Below are 18857 nucleotides of genomic sequence, written 5' to 3' on the forward strand. Positions count from 1 at the left end.
ACCCCGGCGACCAGCGGGAACCGGCGCACGGCGGGTCACGCGTCCCACGCCGTACCCAGGGCGAGGAGGCGGTCGCGGTACTCGAGGGACGCTGTCCATTCCTCGGGCCATGCCTGCGCACCGTGGTGGGCTCCGGCGAAGGCGCCGGCCAGGGCGGCGACGGAGTCGGAGTCACCCGAGGAGAAGGCGGCGCGGCGGACCACCGCGGTGGGGGCGTCGGGCAGGAGGAGGAGGAAGCAGTGCAGAGCGGTGGCCAGGGCTTCCTCGGCGATCCAGCCCGCGCCGGTGGCCAGGCACGGGTCGGCCTCCGGGTCGGGGGAGGCCAGAGCGGTGGTCACGCGGTCGAGTGCGGCCAGGCACTCGTCCCAGCCACGGGTGGCGTACTGGGAGGGGCCGGGGTCGGGCGCGTGGTCGGCCAGGTCCCCGAGCCAGTCGGCGCGGTAGGTACCGCGGTTCGTATGGGCGTACTCCCGCAGGGCGGGCAGGAGCTGGGCCGGCTCGATGCCCTCGGCGAGCACGCGGACGGCGTGCGCGGTCAGGTCGGAGGCGGCCAGCGCCGTGGGGTGGCCGTGGGTGAGGGCTGCCTGCAACTGGGCTGCTCCCGAGCGCTGTTGCGCGTCGAGCCCCGGAACCAGCCCGAGCGGCGCGACCCGCATGTTCGCCCCGCACCCCTTCGAGCCGGTTTCGCTCGCCGTCTGCCAGCGCCCGCCGCGGCTGAGAGCCTCGCAGGCGCGCAGGCAAGTCCCGCCGGGGGAGCGGTCGTTGTCGGGCGAGAGGTACCACCGTACGAAGTGCTCGCGAACGGCCGGTTCCATCCGTGCGGCCGTCAACGGCCCCTCCGCCAGCACCTCCTGCAGTGCCTCGCCCAGTGCCAGCGTCATCTGCGTGTCGTCGGTGACGTACGCGCGGCCTCCGGCGAGCGGCAGCGGCATCTCCCGCCACGGCCCGCACTTGGCCGCGATCTGCGCCATGTCGTTGAACTCGGTCGGGAAACCCATCGCGTCCCCGATCGCCGACCCCACCAGCGCGCCTGTCGCCGCCCGCTTCACCGCATGCCCTCCCCGGATCGAAGACGACCGTACCGCGGGGGAGTTCAGGTGTTCGTCGGGTTGGTGAGGCCGTGGCGCCAGGCCCAGGCGATCAGGGCACCGCGGTCCTCCAGGGCGAGTTTGGACAGGACGTGGTTGAGGTGGGTCTTGACCGTGGCCTGGCTGACCACCAACTCCCTCGCGACCTGACGGTTGTTGAGCCCGTCGGCGACCAGGCGGACCACGTCGATCTCGCGCCGGGTCAGGCCCTCGGCCTCCGGCGGGAGCGTGCGCGGGGCGGCCGCGGCAGGCGGTGCGGCGGACTCGCTCACCACCAGCTGGACCAGCCGGCGCTGCACCGCGGGGTCCAGCACCGTACGCCCCGCGGCGACTTCGCGGACCGCGGCCAGCAGCGCCTCGCTCGTCGCGTCCTTGGTGAGGTAACCGGCCGCGCCCGCACGCAGCGCGGGTATCACGGCGTCGTCGTCGGCGTAGGTGGTCAGGATCAGGACGCGCGTGCCGAGGTCCGCGGCCAGCACCTCGGCTGTCACCTGCGCACCGTCCAGGCCCGGCATCCGCAGGTCGACCAGGGCGACGTCGGGCCGGGTCTCGGCAGCGAGCCGCACCGCGTCGAGCCCGTCACCGGCCTGCCCGACCACCTCGATGTCGTCCGCCGAGCCCAGCAGCAGCACGACCCCGTCGCGCACCACCGCCTGGTCGTCGGCGACCAGCACCCGAATCGTCACGCGTCCGCCTCCCTGCCGCCCGCGCGCGGCGCCCCGACGGCGCCCGGCACGGTCACGCCCCCATCTTCCCGCGGCCGCCCTCGCCGCCCGGGGACGAGGGCCCGGACGTGCCCGCGTGCGCGGCCCCGCCGCCGGGCTCCACCGCGGACGCGGCCCCGGCACCTGGCCCGGCCGCGGCCTCCGGGCGGGACCCGTTCGTACGCGCGGCCCCGGCACCCGGTCCGCCCGCGGGTCCCGGCGCGGCACCGGAATCCGTACGTTCGGGGGCGGCGCCGGAGCCCTCCGTACGCACCGGCCCCGCACCGGAAACGTGTCCAGCCCCTGGTCCAGTCCCGGAACGGTCCACCGGTCCGGCGTCGGAACCGTTCGTACGCCCCAGCCCGGCACCAGTGCCTTCTGTACGCCCCGAAACGGCGCCGGAACCGTCCGCGGGTCCAGCCGCGCCGCTCCCCTGCGGCAGGACCGGCACCCTCAGGACGATGCGCCACCCCGGCTCGCCAGGGACCCGGCCCGCGCTCAGGGAGCCGCCCACCGATTCGATCCGCTCGGCCATGCTGCGCAGCCCCGTGCCGCTGCCCTGCACGCCGGAGGGCGCGCGGCCCGCGGGCAGGCCGTGGTCGCGGACCGCCACCCGCAACTCCCGTTCGGCCCATGCCGCGTTGACCTCGATCGCGCTGCCGGTGGCGTAGCGGGCCGCGTTCGTCAGCGCCTCCTGCACCGCCCGGTAGACCGCGTGGCCCGCCTCCGGCGCGACCCGGCCGGCCCGGCCGGTGACGTGCAGCCGCGCCTCGCCGGGGAAGCCGCCGACCAGCCCGGCGAGGTCGGCCACGCCCCGCAGCGGGGCGGCCCGCAGCGCACCGACCGCAGCGCGCGCCTCCTGCACGCCGTCCCGGGCGAGCTCGGCGGCCCGGTCCAGCGGCTCGGTCAGCGCGGCCGTGGCCCCCTCCCGCCCGGCGATCGCCCGCACCGCCTGGAGCTGCACGGACAGTCCGGCGAGGCTGTGCGCCAGTACGTCGTGCATCTCGCGGGCGATCCGGCTGCGCTCCTCCAGCGCCGCCGCCTCCTGCTGGGCCTGCCGGGACGCCTCCACCTCCGCGAGCAGCGCCACCGCCCGGTCCCGTTCGGCCTGCAGGGCGGCGTGCTCCACGGATCGGTCGGCGATGAACCAGGCGCCGACGCCCGAGAGCAGCCCCGACGTACTGTCCGAGATGACCATGATCGTCACACCGAAGCCGACCGCCAGAGCGGCGACCAGGGCGTTGCGCACCGGCCCCGGCGGCACCCGCAGCGGAAGCACGGAGGCGCCGGCCAGGATGGGCACCTCACCCAGCCCGTTCGGCACCAGGACGGTGATCGCGAAGCCGGCCCCGATGGTCAGGGCGACCCCGACGACACCCCATCGCGGGCCCAGGAAACGGCGCCCCATCAGCATCCCCAGCTCGGCGACCGCGCCCAGCACGCCGACCAGCGTCTTCAGCGCGGCCCCGTCCGCGGCGACCACCGACACCGCCACGCAGGCCACCATGGCCGACAGGCCGATCATCCCGCGGCGATCCAGCCGCCACCGGCCGGCCGGCGTGCTCTCCAGCCCGGCGGTACGTGCCATGGTCGCGGGCTCCTTCCAAGGGGGGCGGGGTCAGGTGTCGGGCGTTGTCGGGATGCTGCCGGGGTCGTACGGGGCCCCGCGCGGGTGCGACGGGAGCTTTACGCGGGTCGCGCTGCGGTCGTACTCCCCCACAGGGGGATCCACACGGTCACCAGGGTGCCAGCCGCGCGAACCGTACGACTGGGCTCGTACGACCCGACTCGTACCACTGGGCTCGTACGACCCTGCTCGTACGACTGGACGCGTACGGACCGTCCCGCTCGTACGACCGCAGGTCCGGGGTGCCCACCGGGCCCGGACCTGCGGTCTGATGTCGCTGCCACTCGGGCCGTACGACCGTGCCCACGCGTACGCGCCTCAGACGTACGCGCCCTCGCGCCGCACCGGCGCCTTCTCGCGGCCCGCGCGGGCCATGGCCAGCTGGCCGCGGACGACGATCGTGCCCAGGCGGACGACGACCTCGCCGAACGCCATGAGGATCAGCGCCACCACCCACGCCTGGCTGCTGGTGATGTCGTGGTGGACGGAGAAGCGGCCGACGTGGGCGGCGCCGGAGGCGTGCGAGGTCCACACCGCGAAAGCGAGCCGGAAGCCCATGCTGATCACCCACAGCGCGGCCGCGCCCAGCGACGCCCTGATCCGCACGTGCCCCTCGGCGACCCGGACGCGGGTGAGGAAGCCGCCGAAGAGGCCGAAGAGCACACCGGCGCCGGCGCCGGCCGCGGCGAGCACCAGGTCGTTCCCGGCGGTCGGGATGTCGTGCAGGTAGGTGCTCGCGGCCCAGCCGATGATCGCCAGGGGCAGCAGGATCGTGCGGGCGGTCAGCCGCTCCTCGCGCATCTGGCGGAAGACGATGAGGACGAGGGCGATGTCGATGATCCAGTCGGTGGTGGTCATGGCATCGAGCATCCGCTCGCGGGCGCCGCGTTCCGTCAACCCAGGGGTGGAACGCAGGTGGAAGTACGCGTCCACCCGGGGCGGGACCGCCCGCGGGCCCGCGCGGCCTCGGCATCACCCTCAGGGCTGAGCGACGGGGCCGCCCGCGTCTCGGGGATGCGGACGGCCCCGGCCTCCTGACCAGGTACGACCCGGGTCGTACTCGGCCACGAGCTGGGTACGACCCGGGTGCGACCTGGGTGCCGTGCGGGTGCTGTCCGGGGAGGACCCCGAGTGCTGTCCGGGGACGACGCTCCCGGTATTACGCCACGATCAGCCCGGTCGGGCCCGTGGTCAGGCCGAGCGGGGTGCTGCCGAGGAGCTTCAGCGACTTCGTGTCGATCGCGTCGATCGTCGCCGAGGCGTTGGTGGCGACCCACACCGTCGAGGCCGTCGCGGTGACCGTCGTCGGGATGTGGGCGACGCCGATCGTCGCCGTCACCCGGTTGCGGGCCGTGTCAATCACCGAGACCGTGTCGTCCGCGGAGTTGGTGACGTACGCGCGCGAGCCGTCCGGGCTGACGGCGACCTGCCACGGGGTGCGGCCGACGCGTACGCGGGTCACCACACCGTGGGTGCGGGTGTCGATCACCGACAGGGTGTCGTGCCAGGTGTTGACGACGTAGAGGCGGGTGCCGTCCGGGTGCACGGCGACACCGTTGGACTCCGCCTGGTCGGCGAGCAGGCCGCGCTGCCGGCCGGTGTGGGCGTCGATGACGGACAGGCCGTCGTAGCAGGTGACGTAGAGCGTGCGGCCGTCCGCGCCGGGCGCGATGGAGTGCGGGGCGGCGCCGGTCCTCCAGGTGGCGGTCACCTTGTCGGAGGCGGTGTCGATGACCGAGAGGGTCTGCGAGCCGCCGGCACCGGTGTCCGGGCCGGTGTTGGCGACGTACAGGCTGCGGCCGTCGGGCGAGGTCGCCAGCCCGTGCGGGTAGGGGCCGACCGCGATGGTCGAAGTGACCTTTCCCGTACCGGTGTTGTAGACGGAGACGGCGTTCTCGCCCGAGCTGCTGATGTACAGCTTGCCGCCGTCCGCGGTCTTCGCCAGGCCGTACGGGCTCACACCGGCCTTGACGCTGGCGACGAGTTGCCGGGTGGCGGCGTCGATCACCGCGAGGGTGAAGCTGACCACGCCGACGGTGTAGACGTGGGTGCCCGTGGTGGGGCCGACGTCCGGCACTGCCTCCTGGATACCGGGGAAGTTGGTGCCCGCGGTGCCGCCGGGGAAGTCCGAGCGGTGCGTGGTGGCGTTCTCCACGATGCGGCTGATCGCGTAAGGGCGGGTGCCGGCAAGGGCCTTGGGCTCGGCGGTGGCCCGCGCGGAGGCCGGCGCGGGCGTGGGCCCGGTGGTGTCCTGGTGCGGGGGCGTCTGGACGGCGCCGGGGATCGTGGCCGGCGGGAGGGTGGCGACCTCGTGCTCGGCCGCCCAGAACTCCCGCTTGGTGTCGGGGAGTTGCGGGAACGGGCGGCGCGGCCTGCCGAAGCCGAGCGCGGAGGTCAGGTCGCCGAAGGTACGGCGGCGCCAGTCACTGATGTTGGTCTCGCGCACGCCGGTGATCCGCTCCAGGAAGCGCAGCACCGAGGTGTGGTCGAAAGGCTCGCCGGCGACGTAACCGCCCTGCGTCCAGGGGGAGACGATGATGCACGGCACGCGCACCCCCGCGCCGATCGGCACGCCGTCCACGAACTCCCCGGGCGTGCCGGCCGGCGGCATCGGCGGGACCATGTGGTCGAACAGGCCGTCGTTCTCGTCGTAGTTGACGATGAAGACGGTCTTGCGCCACACCTCGGGGTTGGCCGCGACCGCGTCCAGCCGGCGGGCGAGGAAGTCGGCGCCGGCGGCGGGCGTGTAGTCGGGGTGCTCGCTCTGGCCGGAGGTCGGGATGATCCACGAGACGGTCGGCAGGCGGCCGTTGATCGCGTCGCGGGCGAACTGGTCGGCGGGGCCGATCGTCAGGCCGTGCTCGTACAGCGGGTCGCCCGGCCGGGCGTCCTGGAAGGTCTGGAACCACTCCAGCGGGTTCGTCGCGTAGTCGTCCTCCTGCTGGTACACGTGCCAGGAGACGCCGGCCCGGGTGAGGCGTTCGGGGTAGGTCGTCCAGCGGAACGGCGCGGGGATGACGTTGCTCGTCACGGGGCCGCCGGCCAGGCCGTCGGGGTCGATGGTGCCGGTCCAGTGGTACAGGCGGTTGGGCCAGGTCGGGCCGAGCAGCGAGCAGAAGTAGGCGTCGCACAGGGTGAAGGACTCGGCGAGCGCGAAGTGGAAGGGGATGTCCTCGCGCCGGTAGTAGCCCATCGTGTAGGGGCCGTTGGCCTGGCCGTCGGCGGCGCGGTGGGCGGGAAGCCACTGGTCCATCCGGCCGCCGTTGACGGCCGCGTGCTGCACGGTCCAGGCGTGGCTCGTGGACGGGATCGCCTGCGAGCTGGTCGACTTGGTGTCGAGGTGGAAGGGCAGCAGGTAGCCGTCGGGGTTGACGGTGTCCGGCTGGTAGAAGACCGAGCGGCCGGTGGACAGGGTGATCGCGTCGGGGTCGTCGAAGCCGCGCACGCCGCGCATCGTGCCGAAGTAGTGGTCGAACGAGCGGTTCTCCAGCATGAGGATCACGACGTGCTCGATGTCGTCGAGGGACCCCGGGTGCCGGGGCGTGTCCGCGAGGGCGCGCTGCAGGTTCGGCGGCAGCAGCGTTGCGGCGGCGGCCGCCCCACCGACACCGAGCGTGGATTTCAGGAGCCGTCTGCGCGAGAAATCAGCCATGACACCCTCACTGCCGAAGATCGTGGTCGGTCCACACAAGACACCACCCGGTCGTACGCCGCCAAAGACCGAGCTGTCGTCGCCGAAAAGGTGTCGTGAACCGCGGGCGGCGGAAGGGGGTGGGGTGACGTGTGGGGTGAACGTTTCCTCGGGGGCGGATGGGGTCTTTTGCGGCAGGTCAGGGACCCTGCCGGAACGTTCCGGCAGGGCCGTTCGTCGTCGTCGGACGCTTCAGCGCGCGGGCGGCGACTTGAGGGCGGGCACCCTCGGCAGGGACGGGGGTGCGGCGAAGGGCACGACGTGCACGGTGGCCGAAGCCGTTGCCGTTTCCTGGAGTTGGTCGCCGGGGAAGGTGATCCGGTAGACCACGGACCCGACCGTGTGGGGCACGTCGGTGAACGCGAAGTGCCCGTCTGCGGAGAGCGGGGCGTCGGGCAGCGCCGTCCCCTTCGGGTGCGCCGGGTCGGTCCGGCTGACGTGCACGACCTCGCCGGCCACGTAACTGCCGGGAGCCACCTGCCCGTTGATGGCCAGCTGGGCCGTTGGAGTGCTTTTCGCGGGCGCGTTCACCCGGATGGTGGTGGCGGCGGGCGCCGGGAGCTGCCAGGGCACGATGAAGCCGTACGAGGATTCACCGATGTTGCCGGCGCCGTCGAGGACCTGCACGTAGAGCGTGTGCGGGCCCCACGAGGGGGCGAGAGTGAGGGTCGCCTCGCCGTCCGGGCCGATGGAGGTGGCCGATCCGCCCACGCCGAGCGGGGTGTCGAGCGACCACCTGAAGGATCGGACACCGCTCACGGCGCAGCCCGGGTTGCCGGCCGCTCCGCATCCCGCGGGCAGGACGTCGTGGGACTCGATGGTGAACGTGGTCGACTGCCCGTCGGACTTCCGCGGCGAGCCGCCGGTGCCCGCCATCGGGTAGTCGGGGTCGGTGACGCTCGTGACGACGGGCCGGCCCGCGTCCACGGTGACGTAGCAACTGTCGGTCGCCGGTGAGTAGTCGGCGCCGTCGTACGTCTGGGCGGACCAGACGTAGGTGTGGCCGTCCACAGGGGCCAAGGGCACATAGACCCACTGGCTGGGCACGTTGAGTCCCTCGACCTCGCCGTCCGCCTGAGCGGTGGGGTCGTCCAGGTCCTGGAGGTGGACGACACCTGTATAGGTGACCCCGTTCACGGTCGGGCGCGGCACCGTGAGGGAGAACGTCTGCCCCGCGGGTGCCGGGATTCTCGTGCTGACCCAGGCCGGGCTGTCGGCGGTGCCGCAGTCCTCGTGCGGGAGGAGCGTGGGCGGCGGCAGCGCGGGGTCGATCGGTCCCTCGTCCGCGTAGGCGGGTGCGCCGGCGAGCAGGACGCCCATTGTCCCCGCGACCAGCGCTTTTTGGGCTGTGCCCCGCCACGTCCCTTGGCGTTGATGCCTGTCGATCCTCATCCCAGCCCCTCCCCCCCCGGGCCGCTCGGGCCCGCTCCGAATACCCCCCCGTGCACGTGTGGTGCGAAGTGAGCAGGATAGGTGCGGGCTCGGACAGCCACCGTCGTTGGGGCTCCTCGCGGGGGTATGGCGGTTCGTTTCCCGGGAGCCCGCGCCGCGTCGGCGGCAAGGGCGGTGGGCTCGCGGTGTGGCCGGTGGGGCGGGGATAGCCTGGAGCTTCGGGGCGTCGCCGGACGTGGCAGGGTTCCGTGCGGCGACGGCTTCGGGAGCGGGTGCGATGGTGGTGGGGCGGCGGGCGCCGGGGCGGGGCGCCGGCGTGGCGGGTGCGGGGCGGGCCGATGCGGGCGGGGCCGGGCGCATGGGGGAGAGAGGCGGGGCCGGGGCTGCGGGAGGCGCGGGCCCGGATCGGGGGCGGTTGCTTGCCGCGCTGGCCGAACTCGCCGCGTGTGACGCCGTGTTCCTGCCCGCCGACCCTCCCCGCGAGGGCCGCGTCGCCTTCTGGAGCCCCGGTGGTGAGCCGCCGGATCTGGGGGTGGAGCCGCAGGAGTTGACCGTGGTCCGCCCGGCGGGGGCGGGCGTGGGCGAGGAGCGCGTACGGGCCGTGGCTGTCGCCGTGGACGACGCCGTGCCGCTGCTCACCCGCTGCCGGGCGCTGGGCGCGAGCGGTCGGGCCTCGGCGAGTACGGCGTTCTGGGGCGCGGCCGCGGTGCTGGGGCTGAATCTGCTCGCCCGCGGGCGGGTGCTGCCCGGCGTATCGCCGGAGGGGTTCGACGCCTGGCGGGTCGGGCCGCTGGACACCGAGGACCGCGAGAAGCTGGACGCCCTCGCGGCTGCCATGCCGCCCGAGGCCCGCGCCGTACCCGTACCGGGTCTGTCACCGCTCGCGCTTCCTGCGGCCGACCCGCTGCTGCGGGCGTTCCTGGACGCGATGGCCGACACGCTGACCCGTACGCCCGCCGCCCGCCATCTGGCCGGCGGGCCGGCCTTCGCGGCGCGTGAACCCCAGCAGGTGCCGGAGCAGCGGGTGTGGGCGGCGGAGGTCGCAGCCGGCCGCGACGCGGGTCTGCAGGTCTCGCTGCGGCTGGAGCTGACCGGCCCGGTCAGCCAGGGAACCGCGGATCAGCCCGGCCAAGGGGAGCCGGACGCTGCGGACTTGGACGCCGGAGGCAGCTCCTTCCGGGCCGTGGTCCAACTGCGCAGTCTCGCCGACCCCACCGTCCTCGCCGACGCCGCGGACCTGTGGGCGGGCAGCGCGGCGGCTCCCGAACTCTTCGGCCCCCGGGCCCGGGTGGACACCCTGCTCACGCTGCGCCGCGCCGCCCGCGCATGGCCGCCGCTCGCTCGGCTGCTCGAAGCCGCCGCCCCCACTGGCCTGTTGCTCTCCGACGAGGAGGCGCAGGCCCTGCTGGGCGAGGCCGCCGAGCACTTGGCGGCGGCGGGGGTCGCCGTGCACTGGCCGAAGAACCTGGTGCGGGAGCTGACCGCGGCCGGCGTCCTGGAACCCGCTCGCAAGAGCACGACGTCGTCCGCCGAGTCGTTCCTCTCCTCCGGCGCGCTGTTGGAGTTCCGGTGGCGGGTCGCGCTCGGCGACGGGCAGGAGCTGACCGAGGAGGAACTGGAGCGGCTGGTCGGCGCGCACCGTCCGGTCGTACGGCTGCGCGACCAATGGGTCGTCGTCGACCCGGAGTTGGTACGGCGGCTGCGGCGGGCCGCCCGGTCAGGAGCACCTTCGCTGTCCGCGGTCGACGCCCTCGGGGCGGCGCTGACCGGGAGCGTGGAGGTGGACGGCGAGCAGGTCCCGGTCGCCGCACGTGGGGTGCTGGAGGAGCTTCGGGCCCGGATCGCCGATCCCGACACCAGCGCCGCACGCGAACCGGCCGCCGCACCGGCGGCGTTGAACGCCACCCTGCGCGCCTACCAACTGCGCGGCCTGAACTGGCTGCACCGGATGACCTCCCTCGGCCTCGGCGCCTGCCTCGCCGACGACATGGGGCTCGGCAAGACCGTGACGCTCATCGCCCTCCACCTGCGCCGCCAGGAGCGGGCAACCACCGCGGGCCCGACCCTCGTTGTCTGCCCCGCCTCGCTGCTCGGCAACTGGGAGCGCGAGATCCGGCGGTTCGCCCCCACCGTGCCGGTCCACCGCTTCCACGGCGCCGGACGCGAACTCCCAGCAATGGAAGCCGACTTCGCGGACGGATTCGTCCTCACCACGTACGGGACGATGCGCCGCGACGCCGTACGGCTGGCCGACCACCCGTGGGGCCTCCTGGTCGCCGACGAGGCCCAGCACGTGAAGAACCCGTACGCGCACACCGCCCAGGCGCTGCGCACCATCCCGTCCCGCGGGCGGGTCGCCCTGACCGGCACCCCCGTCGAGAACAACCTCTCCGAACTGTGGGCACTGCTGGACTGGACGACCCCCGGGCTGCTCGGCACCCTCCCTTCTTTCCGCAGCCGGTACGCCAAGGCCGTCGAGGGCGACCGCGACGAGCGCGCGGCTGGCCAACTCGCCGCCCTGGTACGCCCGTTCCTGCTCCGCCGCCGCAAATCCGACCCCGGCATCGCCCCCGAGCTGCCGGCCAAGACCGAGACCGAGCAGTCCGTGACGCTGACCAAGGAGCAGGTGTCCTTGTACGAGGCGCTGGTCCGCGAGCTGATGGCGGAGATCGAGGGCACAGAAGGCATGGCCCGGCGCGGACTGGTGATGAAGCTGCTCACCGGCCTGAAGCAGGTCTGCAACCACCCGGCGCAGTTCCTGAAGGAGGACGGTGCCCGACTGGAGGGCCGGTCTGGGAAGTTGGAACTGCTCGATGAACTCCTCGACACGGTGCTCGCCGAGGACGGATCGACCCTGGTCTTCACCCAGTACGTCACCATGGGGCGGCTCATCGAACGCCACCTGGCCGACCGCGGCGTGCCGACCCTCTTCCTGCACGGCGGCACCGCGGTGGCCCGGCGCGAGGAGATGGTCGACGCCTTCCAGGCGGGCGAGAAGCGGGTGTTCCTCCTCTCCCTGAAGGCCGCGGGCACCGGTCTGAACCTCACCCGCGCGGGCCATGTCGTGCACTACGACCGCTGGTGGAACCCCGCGGTGGAGGACCAGGCCACCGATCGTGCCTACCGGATCGGCCAGACCCAGGCCGTCCAGGTGCACAAGCTGGTCGCCGAGGGGACGGTGGAGGAGCGGGTCGCCGAGATGCTTCGGCAGAAGCGCGAGTTGGCCGACGCGGTCCTGGGCTCGGGCGAGGCCGCGTTCAGCGAGCTGAGCGACGGCGAACTGGCGGAACTGGTCGCGCTGCGCGGAGCCGGACGGTGAAACGCCGCGGTTCCGGGGCGAATTCGAAAGCCGGCACGCGCACGTTCGAGGCGCTGCCGCCCACCAAGAACAGCCGGGCGCCCTTCGCCGAGTCCTGGTGGGGGCGGGCGTGGGTCGCGGCGCTGGAGGAGTCGTCGCTGGACGCCGGTCGGCTCCAGCGCGGCCGGACCTACGCGCGCGGCGGCGCGGTCGGCGACATCACGGTCGGCCCCGGATCGGCCGCGGCTCAGGTGCGGGGCAGCCGCCCGGCCCCGTACCGGTCCACCATGCGGGTACGGCAGTTCACCGATCAGGAGTGGGACCGCCTGCTCGACGTGATCGCCGAGCGGGCCGCGAACATCGCCGCGCTGCTGGACGGTGAGATGCCGCCCGGGCTCGCCGACGATGCCGAAGCGGCGGGTGTCGTGCTGCTGCCGGGCCCCCAGGACCTCGAACCGCGCTGCAACTGCCCCGACTGGGGCTACCCGTGCAAGCACGCCGCCGCCCTTTGCTACCAGGTGGCGCGCCTCCTGGACCGGGACCCCTTCGTGCTGCTGCTCCTGCGGGGGCGCGACGAGCCGTGGCTGACCGCGGAGTTGGGCCGCCGCAACATGGCCCGGGCGGCAACCGAGGCGACGTCGGGCACTTCGGACGTACGAGCCCCCGCGGCCGAACCCGCCGAGGCCGCCTTCCGCGCCGAACTGCCGCCTCTGCCCGAGCTGCCGGAGCCACCGGTGCGGCCCGGTCGCGGCCCCCGGCTCACCGAGGCGTCGGCTCCCGCGCCCGGTGTGGACCCGCAGGGGCTCGAACTCCTGGCGGCGGACACGGCGTTGCGGGCGTACCGGCTCGCGGTGGCCGCCGCGGACGTCGACCGGCACGCGGACACGGAGTTGCCCGCTCTCCTCACCGAGTGGCAGGACGCGGTGCGCATCGCCGCCGCAGAGCCGGAGGCGTGCGCCCGTATCGCTGCGGGCTGTGGCCGCCCGCGAGCCGAAGTCGCCGTCGCGGCCGAGGCGTGGAGCCACGGTGGGGCACCCTCGCTGGACGTGCTGGAACGGGCGTGGACCCCACCGCCTAGGGCCATGGAGCGGGCGCGTGAGGCGCTGAGGGCGGAGCGGGTGGGCCCGGCGCTGCCGCTGCGGACATGGCGCAACCGCTTGACGGTGGAGGGCCAGGACGCCCAACTGCGCCTGGGCGAGGACGGCTTGTGGTACCCCTACGTGAAGGAGCGCGGTTCATGGTGGCCGCGCGGTGCGCCGGACCCCGATCCGGTGGTGGCCCTGGCGGTGGCGCTGGGTGAGTGAGGCGGGAGTGTGCTCGGCGGCCGGCGGCCGGGTCGGGTCAAGCCGAGCGCGCGGCCGCCTCGGGCGCCCCGGGCGCAGCGCGCGACGACGGCGAGGCTCGGTGTGCGTGGGGCGCTGGCCGGTAGCAATGCCGCTCTGCTGCGCGGACGGCGCAAGTGACCCATGGGTGCCTGCCGTTGAGCGGGCCGTCGGCAGGCACCCGGCCCGCCCCGCGTCCTCAATGGGTCCTCGGTACGTTCTCGGCTTCGTCCGGAGCGGCTCGGCCCTTGACAGATCATTGGCCTAGACCAAATATGGGCGCAGTCAAGCGAGTCAGGTCAATTCCGTTGCTTCGAGGTGGCCTTGACGCGCGAATCTTGCCCGGATGGCCCGCCCGTTCCTGGCCCGATGCTGTTCCGCTGGTAGTTCCGCTGCTCGAATTTCCTCTGGTGGGAGCGTTGATGAGACGATCTGGACCTGTTCGCGCGTTGCTGGCCGCCTCGGCGGCAGCCGCCGTGTCCGCCGGGCTGGTGGTGGCGGCGGGAGGCGCCGCACAGGCCGCTCCGGCATTCCGGGCGCCCATGCCGGCCCATGTGGTCGCGCCGTACTACGAGACGTACTCCGGTGGGAGCCCTGCCGCACTCGCGGCCCAGTCCCACAACACGTACCTGACCCTGGCGTTCCTCCAGACGCCCACCGCCGGTTCCTGCACGGCGACATGGAACGGTGACCCCACGACGCCGGTCTCCACGTCGGTCTACGGCAAGGACATCGCCGCCCTCCAGGCGCGGGGCGGCAACGCCATCCCGTCCTTCGGCGGTTACGCCGCGGACACCACCAACACCGACATCGCCGACAGCTGCACCGACGTGAAGTCGATCGCCTCGGTCTACGAGGGACTGGTCACCACCTACGGCGTCACGCGGATCGACCTCGACGTCGAGGCCGACTCGCTGTCCAACACGGCCGGAATCGACCGCCGGAACAAGGCAGTTGCCCTGACCGAGGCGTGGGCGAAGCGTACGCACCGCAGCGTCGAGTTCTCGTACACGCTGCCGTCGACGACGACCGGTCTCGGCGCCACCGGCGTCGCCCTGCTCCAGAACGCCGTCGCGAACCACGCCCGGGTGGACGTCGTGAACATCATGACGTTCGACTACTACGACGGCGCGTCGCACGAGATGGCGACCGACACCGAGACGGCCGCCGCCGGCCTGCACGACCAACTGGCCGCGCTCTACCCGAAGGTGCCGTCCTCGCGGCTGTGGAGCCGGATCGGCGTCACCGAGATGCCCGGAATCGACGACTTCGGCCCGGCCGAGACGTTCACCCCGGCGGACGCCGTGACGGTGGAGCGCTGGGCCGCGGCAAAGAAGATCAACACCCTCTCCTTCTGGGCGCTCCAGCGTGACAACGGCACCTGCCCCGGCACGACGGGTGCTGGCGCCTGCTCGGGCGTCGCGCAGCCCGACTGGTACTTCAGCAACACCTTCGAGAAGTTCACCCACCCCGACTGGCCCTGGGTGAGCCCCCGTTCGACCACCCCCGCACCGAAGCCCGCCGCGCACCACGCGACCCGCGGCATCCGCATGTGACCTACGACCGGGGTCCCGGGCGGCAACGATGTGTGCTGCCCGGGGCCCCGTGTCGTCTGTGCGTGTTCGGGCAGCCGCATTCGCATCAGGCACTTCTGACCGAAGGCGGCCCGGCTCGTCCCCCGGCCCGGCGTCATCGCCTTCCCACCCGGGCCAAGTCGCCCAGTGCGAGCCGGAGTTGCCGCACCGCAGAAGCCGACGCTGATCCCACCCGCACCAGGTGTCCCTTCGGGCAGACCGCCCCGGCCGAAGTGCAAGCGCACCCTTCGCGGGTGCCGCACGCCGCTGCCGCCGGGATACGTTCTCGTGGGCGAGCCGACCGTCGCTCTCCGTGTGCCCCGTGTACACACCGAGCCATCCGATTCGGCTCCCGATCTGGCCGTGAACGATTCAGGAGTGCCCATGCTCAAGAAGTACGCCGTGGCCGCAGCTGTCGCCGTGAGTGTCGTGGGAGGCGTCTGTCTCTCCACCGGCACCGCGTCCGCTGCGACGTTCGTTCCTGGCGGCGTCTACCCGTCGCTGTCCGCCTGCGCCGACGCCGGCAACGCCGGTTTCCCGGAGGGCCGTTGGGTCGGCTGGCACTGCGACCCGCTCGGCGGCGGCCAGTACGAGCTGTGGGTCCAGCCCACGTACTGATCCGCGCCCGCGCCGCCCCGAACCGCCGGGGCACCGCCGAGCCTTGATCGGAAACGCCCCGCGAAGAGCGCCTGCCTGACGAAGCGCGCTCCTCGCGGGGCGTTTTCCACGGCAGCCGCGGCACCCGATGGCTGGGTTGTCTCTCGCCGAGAGCGAGTTCTGAGGAGTGCGGCCGCCCTCGGGCGGGTGGGTCGTCCGGTTATCGAGAGGCGAGGTTTCTTCTCCGCGGCCACCGGGGCGGGCAACGGCGCGCCCTTGGGCTTGCCTGACGTAGGCGCTCAAGGCCGGAGGGCCGGATCCCGTCGTGGGAACCGGCCCTCCGGGGGTGGGGATGGGCTCAGTTGACGGTGAGCGCCGCCGTGTCGTTCGACGTGTTCGTGTCGAACGCCGGCTGTCCGGCCGGGCCCCAGTTCATGGAGACGGAGCCCTGCGCGCCCGGAATCACCTGGTCGACGCGCACGGTGACGGAGAAGTCCGTGACAGCGCCGGCGCTGGAGACGATGGTCTGGTCCGAGCAGGAGTAACCGCCGCCCTGCTGGCGGCAGTTGGCGGAGGAGCCGACGGGCGACGTGCCCGGCGGCAGCGTCACGTCGACGACGCCGACGATGTCGCCGCTGCGGTAGAAGATGGTCGCGGGACCGTTGTTGGTCATGGAGAAGTTCAGCGTCACGGTGTCGCCCTCGGCGGCGGTGGCGCTTGCGCCGGTCACGGAGAAGTCCGCCGTATTGGCGGCCTGCAGGCTGGTGATGCGGTAGTTGCCGTGCGAGCCGCGCTCGGACAGCGACACGACGCCGGACGGCGCGTCGGTGGCGGTCCCGGGCGTGATGACCCTCAGCGTCAACTGGCCGCCGGTGCCCTGAGTCCACTGGTGCCCCGCGGCCGACTGCTGGATGCCGGGGTCACCGGTCGGCGCGACCATCGAGTCCAAGTAGGTGTAGTACGCGGTCGGTTCGACGTTCAACCGGACGGCCGGCGCGAGCGCGGCCTTCTCCCCCGGCAGCACCACTCCGGGGATGGTGCACAGCGCCATCTCCGCCACCATGGGATCGCCGCCGGTGCTGTACTCGCAGTTGGCGAAGTGCTTTGCGAACCCGACCCCGGGCGACGCCCACAGCAGCACCTGCGTGCCGTCGGCAGCGCGGTCGCCGCGGTTGGTGAAGCGCACCGGCTCGTTGACCGTCGACCCGACAGCCAGGTCGGTCCGGTTGGTCGGCTGGGCCTGGTCGTAGGCCGGTCCGCCGATCTCCACCGTGCCCTGGCCGCCGACGATTTCCGCGTTGTCCGCGGTGCCGCTGATCGTGTAGCTGCCGGACGACCCGACCGGCGCGCCGGCCTTGGCCTTCACGGTCATCTGCGTCTCGGCGCCGATCGTGCCGACACCGGTGAGGTCGTCGTAGTAGAACAACTCGCCGCAGCTGGCGACGTGTTGGACCACGGTGCAGTTGTCCGAGAACGTCACGGTGGCGATCTGGGAGAGCTGCGTCACGTCGATGGTCAGCGTGGCGCTGGTGCTCAGGCTCTTCGCCGTGGTCGTGAACGAGAGGTAGGGCAGCGCGGTCCTCGACACCCCGGTCAGGGTGGCCGGGGAGACCGCGACCGGCGCGATCTGCTGGAGCGCGATGACGGGCTGGTCGGCTGCCTGCGCCGGGACTGCCGCAACCCCGGTGAGCGCGAGGCCCATTGCGGCGCCGACGGCTGCGGTCAGCGCCATGGCACGGCGCTTCGAACTGTGTTTCATGTGGTTCCCCCCACAGAGTGTGCACAGGTTGTGCGCAGGACAGGCTAGGCACTGGCTGCGGCTGTTGACCATGCCGTTCTCGCGCCTGGGCGGGGCCAAATCCGGCTGATCCAGCGTGAACACCCTCTGGCTTTGCGAATATTTGACGAGCGTACGAGGGGGCCGTGACCCGACGCCTTCGCCCCGGCCGCCGCGCTGGTTCCGGTCCGCCGCGCCGTGGAGTACGGGTCCTGGTCCGCCGGGCGGGCGGGTGGAACCGATACGGGGGCCGGGTGCTGGGGTGTCGGTCCCGCTCCGCGTCAGGGGGCGTTCCGGCGGACTTCCCGCGGGAAGGTGGGTGCGAGGTGCCGATTTCCAGGGCGCGACCCGGCTCCGGCCGCAGTTCGGTGAACGATCACGTCCTGGTGCCGGCTGCTGCTCACGCGCGAGTTCGCCTTGACCGGCGGCGGACGGGCGTTGGCAGCTTCCAGCGGTACATGAGGGCGTGCGCGACGCATCTGGCGTCGGCGCGGTCGTACCCCGTCGCTTTGCGGATCTCGACGATCGCTTCCTCGAATTTCCGCTGACGGAGGAGCTCGCGTGCTCGGTCCTGTGCGGATTTGGGGACCGTCAGCCCCAGGCCACGAATGATGTCGCGATCCCAGTGCTGCCTGCGCGCGCGCCTGATCCGCACCCGCGCCGCTACTGACCAGATCATCGCATCTCCGAGGCCCCACCAGCCTGTTCGGGCAACCGCGGGTGAGGATACGCGGGCCTGCCGACGTACGACCCGGGCTTTGGCCCCGGTGTCGGTCCTGCGTTGCGGAGGCTGCGTTCGATGAGGCCCTGGGTTGGTCGATCGTGCCGGTGCAGCGCAGGGCGGCTCCCGTGGTGAGGCCGAACGGTGAGGGGACGGTCCGATTCGGTAGAGACAGTCGTCCGTCGCACAGGCCCGTGGTCGTCATGCGCCGCAGCTGCCCGGAGGTGAGCGCGTGGAAAACGGCCAGGGCGGCCCCGGCCCACCTCCTGGTCGTGGAGGGTGTCGATGTCGACGGGCAGCGGGATGGTGGCGGTCGGCATGCCGCAGACGATCCAGACGACGGGTCCGGGCGGTCGGGCGTACGTAACCCCTGGGCGCGAGGCGTGAGGATGTACAGCAGGAACGGGCCGGCCAGCGGGAGTCTCCGCCTGAGTCGGTCGACGAAGCCAGGGCCGGTCCGGGGCTGAGGTAAGGAGACCGACGGGGATATGGCCGGAAGGTCCATGCCGCCACACGGGAGTCGTGTGGCGGTCAGTCGTCGTCCAGCCGCTGGAGGATCCGTTCGAAGTCGCCTTCGTCGAGGGTGCCGCTGATCGCCTCGGTCATGTTGGTGACGCCGGCTTCGCGAACGATCAGCCCGTCCGAGCACCAGAAGTAGCGGCCGTCCGCTGCTTCGCCGGTCTGGGCCCATCTTTCCATCAGGCGCTGCACCTCGGCGACGGTGAACACGGTTGCGCTCCAGCGCGAGCCGTCGGTGAGGCGGACCTCGACATCGACATTGCACACCGCGTCCAAATCCTCGCCGGCGCTGGGCAGGAAGGACGCCACGAACCTGTCGGTCCGGATCCGGTACCAGGGCTCGTCCCACCAGCCCTTGGCTTTCTCCCGAGGCGCATCGTCCGTCATCGGGCGAGTATCCCGAGCGGATCGCCGGGGGAACAACGAACTTTGCGCGAGGGCTTCAGAGCTGGTCCGGGATGTCGCGCTACCGTCGCGCAACGACCGCCCGACCAGGACGACCAGGACAAAGCCGCGGGCGAATCCGCTTCCGCGCGGCTGCGACAAC

The 18857-nt window shown here is 72.8% G+C and carries 13 protein-coding genes; 4 read left to right on the top strand and 9 right to left on the bottom strand.

The window, feature by feature from the left end:
• Nucleotides 1-35: 35 nt before the first annotated feature.
• The 6 genes from BLR33_RS05410 to BLR33_RS05435 all read right to left on the bottom strand — a co-directional run bounded on the left by BLR33_RS05410 (nt 36) and on the right by BLR33_RS05435 (nt 8502).
• Nucleotides 36-1049 (bottom strand): ADP-ribosylglycohydrolase family protein, encoded by a 1014-nt coding sequence (locus tag BLR33_RS05410; protein ID WP_093783084.1) that lies wholly within the window; start codon nt 1047-1049, stop codon nt 36-38.
• A gap of 44 nt (nt 1050-1093) precedes the next feature.
• Nucleotides 1094-1774: a response regulator gene (locus tag BLR33_RS05415; RefSeq protein WP_093783085.1), complete on the bottom strand. Its 681-nt coding sequence runs from the start codon at nt 1772-1774 to the stop codon at nt 1094-1096.
• Between the two features lie 52 nt (nt 1775-1826).
• Nucleotides 1827-3380: a sensor histidine kinase gene (locus BLR33_RS05420; protein WP_093783086.1), complete on the bottom strand. Its 1554-nt coding sequence runs from the start codon at nt 3378-3380 to the stop codon at nt 1827-1829.
• A gap of 357 nt (nt 3381-3737) precedes the next feature.
• On the bottom strand, nt 3738-4277 hold the full coding sequence (locus BLR33_RS05425) for a DUF1453 family protein (RefSeq protein WP_093783283.1): 540 nt from the start codon (nt 4275-4277) through the stop codon (nt 3738-3740).
• Nucleotides 4278-4578: 301 nt separating this feature from the next.
• On the bottom strand, nt 4579-7071 hold the full coding sequence (locus BLR33_RS05430; protein WP_093783087.1) for an alkaline phosphatase family protein: 2493 nt from the start codon (nt 7069-7071) through the stop codon (nt 4579-4581).
• Between the two features lie 231 nt (nt 7072-7302).
• The gene (locus BLR33_RS05435; RefSeq protein WP_143031630.1) at nt 7303-8502 is read right to left on the bottom strand and encodes a hypothetical protein; all 1200 of its coding nucleotides are present in this window, start codon (nt 8500-8502) and stop codon (nt 7303-7305) included.
• A 358-nt stretch (nt 8503-8860) separates the two neighbouring features.
• On the opposite strand from BLR33_RS05435, the gene BLR33_RS05440 reads away from it, so the two are divergent.
• The 4 genes from BLR33_RS05440 (at nt 8861) to BLR33_RS05455 (ending at nt 15314) form a co-directional block, all read left to right on the top strand.
• Nucleotides 8861-11821, top strand: a complete 2961-nt coding sequence (locus BLR33_RS05440; protein ID WP_093783284.1) for a DEAD/DEAH box helicase — start codon at nt 8861-8863, stop codon at nt 11819-11821.
• A complete protein-coding gene (locus tag BLR33_RS05445; RefSeq protein ID WP_093783089.1) occupies nt 11818-13104 on the top strand; it encodes an SWIM zinc finger family protein in 1287 nt (428 codons plus the stop codon). Before BLR33_RS05440 ends, BLR33_RS05445 begins: the two co-directional genes overlap by 4 nt.
• 440 nt (nt 13105-13544) lie before the next feature.
• Nucleotides 13545-14678 carry a chitinase gene (locus BLR33_RS05450; RefSeq protein ID WP_093783090.1) on the top strand — a complete coding sequence of 378 codons (1134 nt, stop codon included), beginning with the start codon at nt 13545-13547 and terminating at the stop codon, nt 14676-14678.
• Nucleotides 14679-15080: 402 nt separating this feature from the next.
• Nucleotides 15081-15314 carry a hypothetical protein gene (locus BLR33_RS05455; protein ID WP_093783091.1) on the top strand — a complete coding sequence of 78 codons (234 nt, stop codon included), beginning with the start codon at nt 15081-15083 and terminating at the stop codon, nt 15312-15314.
• 337 nt (nt 15315-15651) lie between these two features.
• On the opposite strand, the gene BLR33_RS05460 is transcribed toward BLR33_RS05455, so the two are convergent.
• From BLR33_RS05460 to BLR33_RS05470, 3 genes are all read right to left on the bottom strand, one after another.
• Nucleotides 15652-17052 (bottom strand): hypothetical protein, encoded by a 1401-nt coding sequence (locus BLR33_RS05460; RefSeq protein ID WP_143031631.1) that lies wholly within the window; start codon nt 17050-17052, stop codon nt 15652-15654.
• Nucleotides 17053-17470: 418 nt separating this feature from the next.
• The gene (locus BLR33_RS35045) at nt 17471-17749 is read right to left on the bottom strand and encodes a hypothetical protein (RefSeq protein WP_093783093.1); all 279 of its coding nucleotides are present in this window, start codon (nt 17747-17749) and stop codon (nt 17471-17473) included.
• 573 nt (nt 17750-18322) lie between these two features.
• A complete protein-coding gene (locus tag BLR33_RS05470; RefSeq protein WP_093783094.1) occupies nt 18323-18697 on the bottom strand; it encodes a hypothetical protein in 375 nt (124 codons plus the stop codon).
• Nucleotides 18698-18857 lie beyond the last annotated feature (160 nt).

This window comes from Actinacidiphila guanduensis, assembly GCF_900103985.1.
In the GTDB taxonomy this organism is placed as follows: Bacteria; Actinomycetota; Actinomycetes; order Streptomycetales; family Streptomycetaceae; genus Actinacidiphila; species Actinacidiphila guanduensis.